16 protein-coding genes, 1 pseudogene and 1 other annotated feature are annotated in these 14,621 nt (G+C 50.7%); of the genes and pseudogenes, 13 read left to right on the plus strand and 4 right to left on the minus strand.

Annotated elements, in window-relative coordinates:
* Nucleotides 1-5: 5 nt before the first annotated feature.
* The 12 genes and pseudogenes from SF0217 (at nt 6) to SF0228 (ending at nt 10,788) form a co-directional block, all read left to right on the plus strand.
* On the plus strand, nt 6-917 hold the full coding sequence (locus tag SF0217; protein ID NP_706172.1) for a scaffolding protein: 912 nt from the start codon (nt 6-8) through the stop codon (nt 915-917).
* A complete protein-coding gene (locus SF0218; RefSeq protein ID NP_706173.1) occupies nt 917-2,212 on the plus strand; it encodes a coat protein in 1,296 nt (431 codons plus the stop codon). The genes SF0217 and SF0218 overlap by 1 nt, the downstream gene beginning before the upstream one ends.
* 44 nt (nt 2,213-2,256) lie before the next feature.
* Nucleotides 2,257-2,487 carry a bacteriophage protein gene (locus SF0219; RefSeq protein NP_706174.2) on the plus strand — a complete coding sequence of 77 codons (231 nt, stop codon included), beginning with the start codon at nt 2,257-2,259 and terminating at the stop codon, nt 2,485-2,487.
* Nucleotides 2,465-2,965 carry a DNA stabilization protein gene (locus SF0220; protein NP_706175.1) on the plus strand — a complete coding sequence of 167 codons (501 nt, stop codon included), beginning with the start codon at nt 2,465-2,467 and terminating at the stop codon, nt 2,963-2,965. The genes SF0219 and SF0220 overlap by 23 nt, the downstream gene beginning before the upstream one ends.
* Nucleotides 2,965-4,383, plus strand: a complete 1,419-nt coding sequence (locus SF0221) for a packaged DNA stabilization protein (RefSeq protein ID NP_706176.1) — start codon at nt 2,965-2,967, stop codon at nt 4,381-4,383. Before SF0220 ends, SF0221 begins: the two co-directional genes overlap by 1 nt.
* Entirely contained in the window at nt 4,383-5,231 is an 849-nt protein-coding gene (locus SF0222; RefSeq protein NP_706177.1) for a packaged DNA stabilization protein, read from the plus strand. The genes SF0221 and SF0222 overlap by 1 nt, the downstream gene beginning before the upstream one ends.
* On the plus strand, nt 5,231-5,686 hold the full coding sequence (locus SF0223; RefSeq protein ID NP_706178.2) for a head assembly protein: 456 nt from the start codon (nt 5,231-5,233) through the stop codon (nt 5,684-5,686). Before SF0222 ends, SF0223 begins: the two co-directional genes overlap by 1 nt.
* A 2-nt stretch (nt 5,687-5,688) precedes the next feature.
* Nucleotides 5,689-6,381: a DNA transfer protein gene (locus tag SF0224; RefSeq protein ID NP_706179.1), complete on the plus strand. Its 693-nt coding sequence runs from the start codon at nt 5,689-5,691 to the stop codon at nt 6,379-6,381.
* Between the two features lie 9 nt (nt 6,382-6,390).
* Complete coding sequence (locus SF0225; RefSeq protein NP_706180.1) at nt 6,391-7,722, plus strand: prophage DNA injection protein; 1,332 nt, start codon at nt 6,391-6,393, stop codon at nt 7,720-7,722.
* On the plus strand, nt 7,723-9,453 hold the full coding sequence (locus SF0226) for a DNA transfer protein (RefSeq protein ID NP_706181.2): 1,731 nt from the start codon (nt 7,723-7,725) through the stop codon (nt 9,451-9,453).
* A 71-nt stretch (nt 9,454-9,524) separates the two neighbouring features.
* Nucleotides 9,525-10,830 (plus strand) — a mobile genetic element.
* Nucleotides 9,579-9,905, plus strand: a complete 327-nt coding sequence (locus tag SF0227; protein ID NP_706182.1) for an insertion sequence element IS629 protein — start codon at nt 9,579-9,581, stop codon at nt 9,903-9,905. It overlaps the preceding feature by 327 nt.
* Nucleotides 9,905-10,788, plus strand: a pseudogene (locus SF0228). It lies within the feature at nt 9,525-10,830. The gene SF0227 and the pseudogene SF0228 overlap by 1 nt, the downstream one beginning before the upstream one ends.
* A gap of 8 nt (nt 10,831-10,838) precedes the next feature.
* On the opposite strand, the gene psiF reads toward SF0228, so the two are convergent.
* From psiF to SF0230a, 4 genes are all read right to left on the minus strand, one after another.
* Nucleotides 10,839-11,177 carry a hypothetical protein gene (psiF, locus tag SF0229; protein NP_706184.1) on the minus strand — a complete coding sequence of 113 codons (339 nt, stop codon included), beginning with the start codon at nt 11,175-11,177 and terminating at the stop codon, nt 10,839-10,841.
* Between the two features lie 100 nt (nt 11,178-11,277).
* Nucleotides 11,278-12,762, minus strand: a complete 1,485-nt coding sequence (gene phoA / locus SF0230; protein NP_706185.1) for an alkaline phosphatase — start codon at nt 12,760-12,762, stop codon at nt 11,278-11,280.
* A gap of 31 nt (nt 12,763-12,793) precedes the next feature.
* A complete protein-coding gene (yaiB, locus tag SF0231; RefSeq protein ID NP_706186.1) occupies nt 12,794-13,054 on the minus strand; it encodes an anti-RssB factor in 261 nt (86 codons plus the stop codon).
* Nucleotides 13,055-13,235: 181 nt separating this feature from the next.
* Nucleotides 13,236-13,439: a hypothetical protein gene (locus SF0230a; RefSeq protein ID YP_008439229.1), complete on the minus strand. Its 204-nt coding sequence runs from the start codon at nt 13,437-13,439 to the stop codon at nt 13,236-13,238.
* A gap of 77 nt (nt 13,440-13,516) precedes the next feature.
* On the opposite strand from SF0230a, the gene ddl reads away from it, so the two are divergent.
* Nucleotides 13,517-14,611 (plus strand): D-alanyl-alanine synthetase A, encoded by a 1,095-nt coding sequence (gene ddl, locus SF0232; protein ID NP_706187.1) that lies wholly within the window; start codon nt 13,517-13,519, stop codon nt 14,609-14,611.
* Nucleotides 14,612-14,621: the final 10 nt, after the last annotated feature.

Here is a 14,621-nt window from a genome sequence, read left to right on the forward strand (position 1 = left end):
TAATCATGGACCAAACCACCGACATTCAGGCTTCTGAAGAATTAACCCTGCCCGGCAATCATGCAGCGGCATCTGCTGATGGCTTAGTTGTCGATAATGCCAACGACAGCGCAGGTCAGGAAGAAGGCTTTGAGATTGTCCGGAAAGACGATGAGAAACCAAAACAAGACCCGGCAACTAATGCTGAATTTGCCCGTCGCCGCATCGAACGCAAACGCCAGCGTGAGCTTGAGCAGCAGATGGAAGCGGTTAAGCGTGGAGAGTTGCCGGAGCACCTGCGGGTGAACCCTGAGTTACCAAAACAACCAGACCCTAACGATTATCTTTCCGAAGATGCACTGGCTAAGTACGACTATGACCAGAGCCGCGCACTGGCTGCCTTCCAGCAGGCAAACAGTGAATGGCAGATCAAGGCTATGGACGCACGAAGCCAGGCTGTCGCCGAGCAGGGTCGCAAAACTCAGGAGTTCACCCAGCAATCAGCGCAATACGTCGAGGCGGCCCGTAAGCACTACGAGGCAGCGGAAAAGCTCAATATCCCTGACTATCAGGAGAAAGAGGATGCATTCATGCAACTGGTGCCGCCAGCAGTCGGTGCCGACATCATGCGCCTCTTCCCGGAGAAATCCGCCGCTCTCATGTATCACCTTGGTGCTAATCCTGAGAAAACACGCCAGTTGCTGGCGATGGACGGGCAATCCGCGCTGATTGAACTCACTCGACTGTCAGAACGTTTAACTCTCAAGCCTCGAGCCAAGCCTGTTTCAGAAGCCCCGTTACCTGATGAACCCATTCAGGGACATGCTGTTGCTGCAAATATCTCTGCGATTGAAAAGCAGATGGAGGCGGCAGCAAACAAAGGGGATGTAGAGACGTACCGCAAGCTCAAGGCGCAACTGAATAAAGGAATTCGATAATGGCATTAAATGAAGGTCAACTGGTCACGTATGCTCTGGATGAAATCATCGGAACCGTCCAGAACCTGACGCCAATGGCGTCAAAAGTGACAAAATACCCCCCTCCGGCAGAATCCATGCAGCGTTCAAGCAACACCGTGTGGATGCCTGTTGAGCAGGAAGCGCCAACCCAGACTGGCTGGGATTTAACTGGCAACGCAACCGGGATTCTGGAACTCTCCGTGAAGTGCAACATGGGCGATCCGGATAACGATTTCTTCGAGCTTCGTGCAGATGACCTGCGTGATGAGCGTTCTTACCGTCGCCGCATCCAGGCATCCGCCAAAAAACTGGCGAATAACATTGAGTCAGCGATTGCCAAACAGGCAACTGAAATGGGCTCGCTTGTTGTTCACGATACCCGCGCAATTGGTCCATCGACTGGCCTGCCTGGCTGGGATTTTGTGTCTGATGCAGAGCGACTGATGTTCTCCCGTGAGCTAAACCGCGACATGGGCATCAGTTACTTCCTGAACCCTGACGATTACCGCAAAGCAGGCCGCAACCTGGTAGATGGTGACATCTTCGGGCGCGTTCCTGAAGAAGCATATCGAAACGGTACTATTCAGCGTCAGATTGCTGGCTTTGATGAAATTCTTCGCTCACCGAAACTTCCGGCAGTTACCAAGTCAACCGCGACTGGTGTAACTGTTTCTGGTGCGCAGAAGTTTAAGCCGCAGGCATACACCCTTGATACCGATGGTAACAAAGAGAACGTCGACAACCGTGTTGCAACGGTGACCGTATCCTCCACCACCGGATTTAAGCGCGGCGACAAAATCAGCTTCATTGGTGTGAAGTTCCTGTCTCAGATGGCGAAGAATGTGCTGACTGATGACGCGACTTTCTCAATCACCCGTGTGATCGATGGTACTCACATCGAAATCACGCCGAAGCCGATTGCGCTGGATGACGCGTCACTGACAAAAGAAGAGAAGGCTTACGCTAACGTAAACACCTCTCTTGCTGATACCACTCCGGTAAACGTTCTGAACGTGGCAACAACCACCGCTAACGTGTTCTGGGCTGATGACTCAATCCGCCTGCTGTCTCAGCCGATCCCGGTAACCCATGAACTGTTTGCTGGCATGAAAACGTCTTCCTTCAGCATTCCAGGTATTGGTGTTAACGGCATCTTCGCAACGCAGGGTGATATCAACACTCTGTCTGGTAAGTGCCGTATTGCTGTGTGGTATTCAGCATGTGCTGTACGACCAGAGGCAATTGGTGTTGGTCTGCCTAACCAGACCGCGTGATAACCAGAGGGAGCTTCGGCTCCCGTTTTTATCTGGAGACAAGCATGACACACATGATCTTTCGTCATGGCGACATGAAGAAGTGGAAAGGCGTTGGCTACGACTTTGAAATCGTGAAAGCCGAAGAGCTTCAGGAATATCTGGATGCTGGCTGGTTTTCACATCCTGATGACCTTTTGAAGGATGTTGCAGAGCCAGAGCCAGAAGAAAAACAGCGTAAAAAGCCTGGTCGAAAACCTAAGGCGGCAGCAGATGAACCTGACAACGAAGGGTGATTTAGTTCTTGCGGCATTACGTAAGCTCGGTGTTGCATCAAATGCCACGTTAACCGATGTCGAACCGCAGTCTATGGAAGACGGCGTCAACGACCTTGAAATGATGATGGCTGAATGGCTTGGCGGTGATGCGTCACCTGGTATCAACGTTGGCTACATTTTTGCTGATGCAGATGTTGCTCCGGATCCGGGCGATGAGCACGGTTTATCAAATAACGCTATCAATGCCGTCATTTTCAACCTTGCCTGCCGAATTGCTCCAGATTATGCGCTGGAAGCGTCTGCAAAACTTATAACCACTGCCAGATACGGGAAAGAGCGACTCGTCAAACTGTCTGCAATGGACAGGGCAAAAGCAGCTAAATGTAAGTCCGGTTATCCAAACCGTATGCCTGTTGGTAGTGGTAACCAGTTGGCGAAGTGGAATGGTTGGAATTACTTCCACCGAAAGGAACCTTGCGATAACGGGAGCGAATAATGCCTATTCAGCAACTTCCGCTTATGAAAGGTGTCGGCAAAGACTTCCGAAACGCCGACTATATCGACTATCTGCCAGTGAATATGCTGGCTACACCCAAAGAAATCCTGAACAGCAGCGGATATCTTCGCTCATTCCCGGGCATTGCCAAACGTTCTGACGTGAACGGTGTATCTCGCGGCGTCGAGTACAACATGGCGCAGAATGCTGTTTATCGCGTGTGTGGCGGCAAGCTGTACAAAGGAGAAAGTGAAGTCGGTGATGTTGCCGGAAGTGGTCGTGTATCAATGGCGCATGGTCGGACATCACAGGCGGTAGGCGTTAATGGTCAACTGGTCGAGTATCGCTATGATGGCACGGTCAAAACCGTCTCAAACTGGCCTACAGACAGTGGATTCACTCAGTATGAGTTAGGTTCAGTTCGCGACATTACGCGCTTACGTGGGCGTTATGCGTGGTCAAAAGACGGAACTGATTCATGGTTTATCACTGACCTTGAAGACGAATCTCATCCTGACCGTTACAGCGCACAATATCGTGCCGAGTCTCAGCCTGACGGCATCATCGGTATCGGGACATGGCGAGACTTCATCGTCTGCTTTGGTTCATCGACTATTGAATATTTCTCCCTGACTGGCGCAACCACCGTTGGTGCCGCTTTGTATGTTGCACAACCATCGCTGATGGTGCAGAAAGGCATTGCCGGAACTTACTGCAAAACGCCATTCGCTGATTCGTATGCGTTTATCAGCAATCCGGCAACGGGTGCGCCGTCTGTGTATATCATCGACTCCGGTCAGGTGTCACCAATTGCCAGCGCGAGCATTGAGAAAATCCTCCGCTCCTACACTGCTGATGAACTGGCTGATGGTGTGATGGAATCGCTGCGATTTGATGCTCATGAGTTGCTGATTATCCACCTTCCGCGTCACGTCCTCGTGTACGACGCATCTTCAATCGCCAATGGCCCACAATGGTGTGTGCTGAAAACAGGTCTGTATGACGATGTGTACCGCGCTATCGACTTCGTTTACGAAGGCAATCAGATAACGTGCGGCGATAAGCTGGAATCTGTTACCGGGAAACTGCAATTCGATATCAGCAGCCAGTACGACAAGCAACAGGAACACCTGCTGTTTACTCCACTCTTCAAAGCGGATAACGCCAGAGTGTTCGACCTTGAGGTTGAATCGTCAACTGGCGTTGCGCAGTACGCCGACCGCCTTTTTCTCTCTGCAACCACTGACTGCATCAATTACGGGCGTGAGCAGATGATTGAGCAGAATGAACCGTTCGTTTACGACAAGCGTGTTTTGTGGAAGCGAGTAGGGCGCATCAGGAAAAATGTCGGCTTCAAATTGCGCGTTATCACGAAGTCACCTGTCACTCTGTCTGGCGCTCAGATAAGGATTGAGTAATGGCTGATTCGAATCTCAATGTGCCGGTAATCATCCAAGCTACGCGGCTCGATACATCAGTCCTTCCACGCAATATCTTCTCGCAGTCGTATCTGCTTTACGTTATCGCACAGGGCACTGATGTTGGTAACGTGGCTAACAAAGCCAACGAGGCCGGACAGGGCGCTTATGATGCACAGGTCAGGAACGATGAGCAGGATGTGATTCTCGCTGACCATGAGCAGCGAATTTCTGCTGCGGAAGCAACGCTTGTTAATCATGAGGAGCGAATCAGACAGGCAGAATCAACTCTTCAGGACCATGAAACACGAATAGCTCAGAATGAAAGCGATATTTCGTCGCTTGACACAAGAGTTCAGTCGCTGGAGTCGCAGGTTTCAGACCATGAAACGCGCATCGATGCTCTGGAGTATGCAACCACACGCAAGAAGTCAGAGGTTGTTTACTCTGGTGTATCTGTAACCATCCCGACAGCGCCGACCAACCTTGTTAGCCTGCTGAAAACGCTCACACCGTCATCCGGCTCGTTGGCACCATTCTTCGACACCGTTAACAACAAGATGGTTGTGTTCAACGAGAACAAAACCCTGCTCTTCAAGTTGTCGATTGTCGGCACGTGGCCCAGCGGAACCGCCAACAGGTCAATGCAGCTAACCTTTTCCGGCTCTGTTCCTGACACACTGGTCAGCAGTCGTAATGCGGCGACAACAACCGACAACATCCTGTTAGCTACGTTCTTCAGCGTGGATAAAGACGGCTTTCTTGCCACAAATGGCAGTACGTTAACCATTCAGTCGAATGGTGCGGCGTTTACTGCCACAACCATCAAGATAATCGCGGAGCAGTGATGATTACATTCAAACCAACGCGAAACATCGACCTGATAGAAGCAGTCGGAAATCACCCTGACATTATCGCCGGGAGCAACAACGGTGATGGATACGACTACAAACCTGAATGCCGTTACTTTGAGGTGAACGTGCACGGTCAGTTTGGCGGCATTGTTTACTATCAGGAGATTCAGCCGCTGACATTAGATTGCCACGCCATGTACCTGCCAGAGATTCGCGGCTTCAGCAAGGAAATTGGGCTGGCGTTCTGGCGATACATTCTGACTAACACCACCGTTCAGTGCGTAACATCGTTCGCTGCACGCAAATTCCGACACGGTCAGATGTACTGCGCAATGATTGGCCTTAAGCGTGTAGGAACCATCAAGAAATACTTCAAAGGCGTGGATGACGTGACTTTTTACAGCGCCACACGCGAAGAACTAATCGACTTCCTGAATCACGGGAGATAGCCATGTTATATGCATTTAAGCTGGGCAGAAAACTGCGCGGCGAGGAACCTTATTGCCCTGAAAAAGGCGGGAAAGGTGGCAGTTCTGATAAAAGCGCAAAGTATGCAGCAGAAGCCCAGAAGTATGCTGCAGACCTGCAAAATCAGCAGTGGCAGACGATCATGAAAAACCTTGCTCCGTTCACGCCTCTTGCGGAGCAGTATGTTAACCAGCTTCAGAACCTTTCCAGTTTAGAAGGTCAGGGGCAGGCACTTAATCAGTATTACAACTCTAAGCAGTATAAAGACCTTGCAGGGCAGGCGCGTTACCAGAGTCTTGCTGCTGCGGAGGCGACGGGTGGACTTGGTTCGACAGCCACAAGCAATCAACTGGCTACGATCGCGCCGACACTCGGTCAGTCTTGGTTATCAAATCAGATGAGCAATTACAACAATCTGGCAAACGTTGGGCTTGGTGCGCTGCAAGGTCAGGCAAACGCCGGGCAGACGTACGCCAACAACATGAGCAGCATTGCACAGCAAAGCGCAGCTCTTGCCGCTGCTAATGCCAATAAACCATCAAGTCTTCAGACTGCAATTAGCGGTGGCACGTCTGGTGCGATTGCCGGTGCAGGTCTTGCCAGCCTTTTGGGAACATCAACGCCTTGGGGCGCTGGTATTGGTGCTGGTATCGGATTGCTTGGCTCGTTGTTTTAAGGGGGAATCATGGCTACTTGGCAAGGAACAAACGGCGGATTGTTGGCTGGTATCGGCGGCGTCAACTCAAACGCTCCGAGCGTAAATGACATCGGCAATACGCTTCAGCTTATCAGGCAGAACAATGATATTGAGCGTTCAGGCGCTAACAATGTTGGGCTGACTGCTTTGCAAGGTCTTTCAGGTATTGCGGGTGTTTTTCAGCAGGAAAAGCAGGCTCAGCGGCAGAAAGAATTTCAGCAGGCGTACGCTAATGCTTATGCGTCTGGTGATCGCGGTGCTTTGCGTCAGTTGGCTACTCAATATCCAGACCAGATTGAATCCGTTCGTAAAGGCATGGGATTCATTGATGAAGAGCAGCGTAATTCTATCGGCACCTTAGCGGCTGGCGCACGCCTTGCGTCATCGTCTCCAGAAGCAATGCAATCATGGCTGCAAAACAACGCCGGTGAGTTAGCTCGTGTTGGCGTTAATCCTCATGACGTCGCTCAGATGTACCAACAGAACCCGCGGCAGTTCGGCGAATTTGTCGATCACCTGGGGATGAACAGTCTCGGGCCCGAAAAATACTTTGACCTACAGGATAAAATGCAGGGTCGCCAGGTTACCATGCGCGGTCAGGATCTGGATTCGCAAACCGCCGCTCGGAATCAGGCAATCACAATGCGCGGACAAGATATCCAGGCGAATTTAGGTCAGCAGCGCATTAATCTGGACGCAGAAACAAACCGCATTAACAACGAAAATAAGCGCCTTGACCGGATGCTATCAGCAGAAACTAACGACCTGAAGCGCCAGGAAATACAGAGCCGCATAGCAGCCAACAACCAGCAGTTGCAGCAGAAGCAGCAAGCGCTAAATGATGGCTACAAAGACGGCATCAACACCCTCACAACCAGCATGTTCACTCTGAACGATATCGTTAGTTCTCCTTCACTTAAGAGCATTACAGGCTTACGTGGAGTAATCCCCAACGTTCCAGGCTCACAGGCTGCAGACACTCAGGCACGACTTGATACCTTTAAATCACAAGCATACCTGACAGCGGTTCAGGCCATGCGAGGCATGGGCGCACTTTCTGATGCCGAGGGCAAAAAGCTCGACCAGGCTGTTGGTTCGCTGCAGAACTCGCAGAGCGAGGAGTCCTTTCGTCGCAACGCTGGCGTCATCCTGAACACGCTCAACCAGAAGCGTAATGAGGCGGTTGGTAAGTACGTTCAGCAAAACGGTATCAAGCGAGTGGAAGCGCCTCAGGCTTCTATAGATTACCTGAAGCAGCACCCCGAGCTGTCAATCGACTTCATTAATCGCTACGGATATCTTCCATCTTTGGGGCAGTAAATGGCTAATTACCGTGATTTGTTAGAGCAGGCTGGCGCACGTTACGGTGTGCCAGAAGGGTTGATGACTGCACTGGGTGCCAAGGAGTCTTCTTACAACCCTGCCGCAGTAAGCTCCGCCGGGGCTGTAGGATTGACTCAGGTCATGCCTGGGACATGGCGTGATATGGGTTATACCGATGAGCAAATGCAAAACCCCGAATATCAGGCTGACGCTGGCGCGCGCTATCTGGCAAAGATGTACCAGCAGTTTGGTAACTGGCGTGACTCTCTTCAGGCTTATCACGACGGTCCCGGCAACGTTATGAAGGCAAAGCGTGGTGAATATACGCCAGGACCTGAAGGCCGCGGTTACGTTGATGATCGCTTTGCTCAATGGGCTGGTGACCCGGTGACAGACTCAACAGTCGAACAGCGCGCCACCTCTGCAAAGGTACATCCTCAGCAAGACCCTAACAACCCGTTTGCACAACTGGAAGTACAGTCATCCGAACAAGTATCGGCATCAGGTGTGCAGTCAGACCCAAATAATCCATTTGCTCAGATTGAGCAGCAGGCAGCCAGTCAGCAGCCACCTCAACCCGTAAGTTCTGTCGCACCGAAACCTGTTCAGCAACAAACAGTTAATCAGGCCAATAATGCACCAACACGGGAAGAACCATCATTGATGCAACAAGCTGGCGATTGGCTCACTGGTGGTCAAAGTGCAGGGCAAATTGCAGAACAGGCTGGTCGTGGTCTGGTAAACATACCATTTGACGTATTGCAGGGTGGCGCAAGTCTGATTAATGCAATCAGTCAGGGGCTTGGGGGGCCAAAAGTATTGGATGATGTTTATCGTCCAGTAGACAGACCGACAGACCCCTACGCGCAAGCTGGAGAGTCAATAGGCGGTTATCTTGTTCCTGGAGCAGGTGTAGCTGGAAACATGGTCATTGGTTCTCTCGCTGACGCGGCGAATCAACGGGGTGATTTTGCCGAAAATGCCGCTATTAATGCCGGACTTAGCATTGCTACGCATGGCCTGATAAATGGCGTTACCCGTGGTGTTCGTGGTGCATCAAATATAATTAGTGGCAATAAAACATCTGCACAGAGAGCGACCACTGCGCCAACAGAAACATCACCATTCTCCGGTGATGCCGCTGCAGCAACAAATCCTGCGGTTCATGCCGCAGAGGCAAGAGTAGCACAAGGTGTACCAATGACGCCTGCGACGAAGAACCCAGAGGAAGTCGTTCGCACAGTAGCAGCACAAAAAAGGCCAAATCTCGCTTCATCGCTTGATGAACTAGATATCAATCCTCAGGCTGAAGTTCTGGAGTCTGCTGAAAGGCTTAATGTTGATTCATTACTCCCTTCACACTTTTCCGGGAACGAGCAATACAAGGCAGTTGAGCAAGCAATCAAGTCCCGTGCGGGTTCTGCTCTACAGGTGCAGGAAAATGAAGCAATCAGGCAGCTAGCACAGGGCGCGGGTGAGATAATTGATCGCGTTTCCGGTGCAAAAGATGCTCTTGGTATGAGCGACAAGTTTATTGATACGGTCAATGGAAGAATGTCTGCGCTGATGAAACGAAGCGACCAGCTTTATCGCAATGTTGAAAAGGCGATGCCTGCAGGTGCAAAAATTGATGCGCCATCAACAAGGTCAATGCTCAAACAGGTGGCAGAAGATCTTGGCGGGATGAAAAACCTTGACCCTATTGAAAAGAGAGTTGAGGTAGCCTGAGTTTAACGGACACTCCTTCCTGAAATAGAATGGCATCAGAAGGAGCTAATAATGAGCAGAAAAACCCAACGTGAACCGCCCCGGGAATCCTGGAGACTAAACTTCCTGAGAAAGAGGTAAACAGGATGACTAAAAATACTCGTTTTTCCCCCGAAGTCCGTCAACGGGCAGTCCGTATGGTTCTGGAAAGTCAGGGCGAATATGACTCACAATGGGCGACAATTTGTTCCATTGCCCCAAAGATTGGCTGTACGCCGGAGACTCTGCGTGTCTGGGGTCGCCAGCATGAGCGGGATACCGGGGGCGGTGATGGAGGGCTCACCACCGCTGAACGTCAGCGTCTGAAAGAGCTGGAGCGTGAAAATCGTGAACTGCGCCGCAGTAACGATATCCTTCGCCAGGCTTCCGCTTATTTTGCGAAGGCGGAGTTCGACCGCCTCTGGAAAAAATGATGCCACTGCTGGATAAGCTGCGTGAGCAGTACGGGGGCGGACCGCTATGCAGCGAACTGCATATTGCCCCGTCAACGTATTACCACTGTCAGCAACAGCGACATCATCCGGATAAACGCAGTGCCCGTGCGCAGCGCGATGACTGGCTGAAGAAAGAGATACAGCGCGTATACGATGAAAATCACAAGGTATACGGTGTAAAGTCTGGCGTCAGTTGTTACGGGAATGTATCAGAGTGGCCAGATGCACTGTGGCACGTCTCATGGCGGTTATGGGACTTGCCGGTGTTCTCCGGGGTAAAAAGGTCCGTACGACCATCAGCCGGAAAGCCGTTGCCGCAGGCGACCGCGTAAACCGTCAGTTCGTGGCAGAACGACCTGACCAGCTGTGGGTGGCTGATTTTACTTACGTCAGCACATGGCGGGGCTTCGTCTATGTGGCGTTCATCATTGATGTGTTTGCCGGATACATCGTGGGGTGGCGGGTCTCATCGTCCATGGAAACGACATTCGTGCTGGATGCACTGGAGCAGGCGTTATGGGCCCGTCGACCGTCCGGCACGGTCCATCACAGTGATAAAGGTTCTCAGTATGTATCGCTGGCCTACACACAGCGGCTTAAGGAAGCCGGATTACTGGCATCAACAGGAAGTACAGGCGACTCGTATGACAACGCGATGGCGGAGAGCATCAATGGTCTTTACAAAGCGGAGGTAATACACCGTAAGAGCTGGAAAAACCGTGCAGAAGTGGAACTGGCCACACTAACGTGGGTGGACTGGTATAACAATCGACGATTGCAGGAAAGGCTGGGCCACATCCCTCCGGCAGAAGCAGAAAAAGCTTATTATGCTTCCATCGGAAACGATGATCTGGCAGCCTGAGTTCACAGATAAAACACTCTCCAGGAAACCCGGGGCGGTTCAATCAGGTATCAGGCGGCTTTCTTGAGGCAGGCACTCATAAACTTATTACGATCATCACCTTTCAGAGCTTGTTGCGTTGCTTGATTATTACATTCACGCATCTTTTGCTGCTGTGGCGTCAAACTTTTTTCACCAGGCGCAGACTTGCTGTTCTTCAGGCAATCACTCATGTAGGTCTTACGAGCATCCCCTTTCAACGCCTGCGCCGTCGCCTGCTGATTACAGGAGGTCATACGCTGTTGTTGTGGGGTTAAGGTTCTCTCGGCAGCGCCGACGGTGGTTAAAAAAACCAGACCAAAAAGCAAGGTAACCAGGAATGTTATTTTCATAGCACCATCCCTCTTCATGTTTTAACCATGAGCGTTTGCGCCCGTGATCTGCCATTAAGTCTGGTTGCTAACAGCAAAAAAACCACCCGGCAGCGAAAATTCACTGCCGGGCGCAGTTTTATTTCAGCCCCAGAGCGGCTTTCATGGTGTAGAAGAGATCGGTCTGGTCGGTCAGTCCAACAACATTGGCGGCATGCGGGCCATACGCCGCAATACGCAACTGACTGCCGGTATGTTCTTGTGAATCCTCTTCGGAATTCCCGTAACTCATCACCATCACTGCGCCATCTTTAGTATTTAGCGCCTGAGTGAGGCCCGGCGCTTTGGTATCCGGCGCAACAACCTGGCTGGCGTGGGCGTGATCAGCGGTGACTATGACCAGCGTGTTACCCTCCTTTTTAGCGAATTCCAGCGCCCGTTGTACGGCTTCATCGAGATCGACCGTCTCGCCAATTTGCCCACAAGGGTTCGCAGCGTGATCCTGTTTATCGATTGACGCACCTTCAACTTGCAGGAAAAATCCTTTCTCATTTTTACTCAACAATTCAATGGCTTTGTCGGTCATCTGTGCCAGGGTTGGTACACTGTCATTACGTTGCGGATTAGGCGTATAGGTGACTGCGGGCTTATCGATATTGCCGTGGTACGTTGCTTTCGGCCCTAGCCAGCGCACTGGCATATTGCCGTCAGCAAACAGGCCAAGCAGGGGTTTTTGCTGATTCGCTTCCGTCACCGAATTCAGTGAGGCAGCATCGTTCACCAACTGATAACCACGCGCCTGTGCCTGTTCACGCAGCGTTTTTCCCTGCCATTCACCAGCGGTTGCCGTTTCAGCAAAGGTTTTTGCGCCGCCGCCAAGCGTAACGTCGGCACGAGCGTTAAGCAGCTGTTCGGTAATCGATCCTTTTCCGCCTTTTTCCAGAGCGTTACCCGGACATTTTTCACTGGTCGCGCTCGGACCGTAGCATTTGCGCGAAGTCACATGTGCCACCAGCGCAGCGGGCGTGGCATCCTGCAACTCTGCGGTAGAAACGTTACCGGTCGCCAGACCTGCGGCTTTTGCCATTTCCAGAATCGTTGGGTGATCTTTTTCGTGAATATCGACGCCCAGCGCGCCGTTATAGGTTTTGACATCGGTTGACCAGGCGGTTGCTGATGCAGCCGAGTCGGTGACGTAGTCCGGTTTGCCAGTTTTTTTATTCAGCGCATAGTGAGTGTATTGCCCGGTAAGCGGTAAGGCATCGATACCTTTAAAAAAGCCGCCCGCACCTTCGGCATAATTACGTGCGGCAGTAATTTCCGAATCCCCCATCCCATCGCCAATCAGCAAAATAATATTTTTTGCAGGTTTATCGCTAAGAGAATCACGCAGAGCGGCGGTCTGATCACCCGTTAAGCGGCGAGCACCGCCGGGTGCAGTAATATCGCCCTGAGCAGCCCGGTTTTCCAGAACAGGCATTTCTGGTGTCCGGGCTTTTGTCACAGGGGTAAACAGTAACGGTAAGAGTGCCAGTGCAATAGTGCTTTGTTTCACTTTATTTTCTCCATGTACAAATACATTAAAAAATAAAAACAAAGCGACTATAAGTCTCGGCCGTGACAACTTTATGACAGCTGTTGAAAAGATTAACTTTTTACTGACAAGGATGCTTCAATAACTTCTTTACGTAATCGCGCAGCAGCTCTGTATCGTCGTCAGGAATGCTGGCATCGGGCTTTACCTCGTACAGCGCCCCCTCTACCTGATCAATCAACCGCTGTTGGTCATTTTGCGCCATATTGCGAAGCATTGCAGTGACGATAATCTCCAAAGCTTCTACCTGCGCACACAGTTCTTTCGACTCTTCTTCTTTTTGGGCAAGCTTAAATAACAACTCAGCAATGAGATTTTTCATGTCTGTATTTCCTTATCCAAAGTATGGAGAAGTTAACATTATGTTTCACAACTTCATAGTGTCTGGAAGTATTATTTTTATGACAAAGGAAATACTTTGCGCAAATATTTTTTGTTTGATTACCAGCGAAACGTTTCTCTTATTTAAATAATTACCCACACAAAATATAGGCTTTTAATTATCAACCTTTATTATAAATAAAAGCTATGAAATATATTCTCTTCGTTAACTTATAATTAAGAGAAAAAAACTCACCGCATTGCCATTTAAGCCAGGAATAAATTAGCTTCCCGTTCATCATTTTTGTGATCTTGCGCACATCTTTGAGATAACGCACTTTCTTCACCAGTACGTTGCACGCTTTGTCAGCAGAAGATTGCAACAATCTTTCAGAAGGCCGCGAATCCCCCGTTTTGTCGTGGTAATGTATGCACTTTGTGTTAGACGGGATAGGTTTTTAAGATGGAAAAACTGCGGGTAGGAATCGTTTTTGGTGGTAAATCAGCGGAACATGAAGTGTCTCTGCAATCGGCAAAAAACATTGTCGATGCCATTGATAAAAGTCGCTTCGACGTTGTGCTGCTGGGCATTGATAAACAAGGGCAATGGCACGTCAGCGATGCCAGCAATTATCTGCTAAATGCAGACGATCCTGCCCATATTGCGTTGCGCCCTTCGGCGACCAGCCTTGCGCAGGTGCCAGGTAAACATGAGCATCAGCTTATCGACGCGCAAAACGGTCAGCCGTTGCCGACGGTGGATGTCATTTTCCCGATTGTCCACGGTACGCTGGGCGAAGATGGTTCCTTGCAGGGAATGCTGCGGGTCGCCAATTTACCGTTTGTAGGTTCTGATGTTCTGGCTTCAGCAGCCTGTATGGATAAAGATGTCACCAAACGTCTGCTACGCGATGCCGGGCTGAACATTGCGCCATTTATTACCCTGACGCGCGCTAATCGTCACAACATCAGTTTTGCCGAAGTGGAGTCTAAACTGGGGTTACCACTGTTTGTAAAACCGGCTAATCAGGGCTCTTCTGTTGGTGTCAGCAAAGTAACCAGTGAAGAACAGTACGCAATTGCCGTCGATCTGGCGTTCGAGTTCGATCATAAAGTGATCGTTGAGCAAGGGATCAAAGGTCGTGAGATCGAATGCGCAGTTCTGGGCAACGACAATCCGCAAGCCAGCACCTGTGGCGAGATCGTACTCACCAGCGATTTCTATGCCTACGACACCAAGTACATTGACGAAGATGGCGCGAAAGTGGTAGTTCCGGCAGCCATTGCACCAGAGATCAACGATAAGATCCGGGCGATTGCCGTTCAGGCTTATCAGACGTTGGGATGCGCAGGCATGGCGCGTGTAGACGTGTTTTTAACCCCAGAGAACGAAGTGGTGATCAACGAGATCAACACACTGCCTGGCTTCACCAACATCAGTATGTATCCGAAGCTGTGGCAAGCCAGCGGTCTGGGTTACACCGATCTGATCACACGTTTGATTGAGCTGGCGCTGGAGCGTCACGCTGCGGATAACGCATTGAAAACCACAATGTAATATTTTAACG

It is taken from the genome of Shigella flexneri 2a str. 301 (genome assembly GCF_000006925.2).
GTDB lineage: Bacteria > Pseudomonadota > Gammaproteobacteria > Enterobacterales > Enterobacteriaceae > ECMA0423.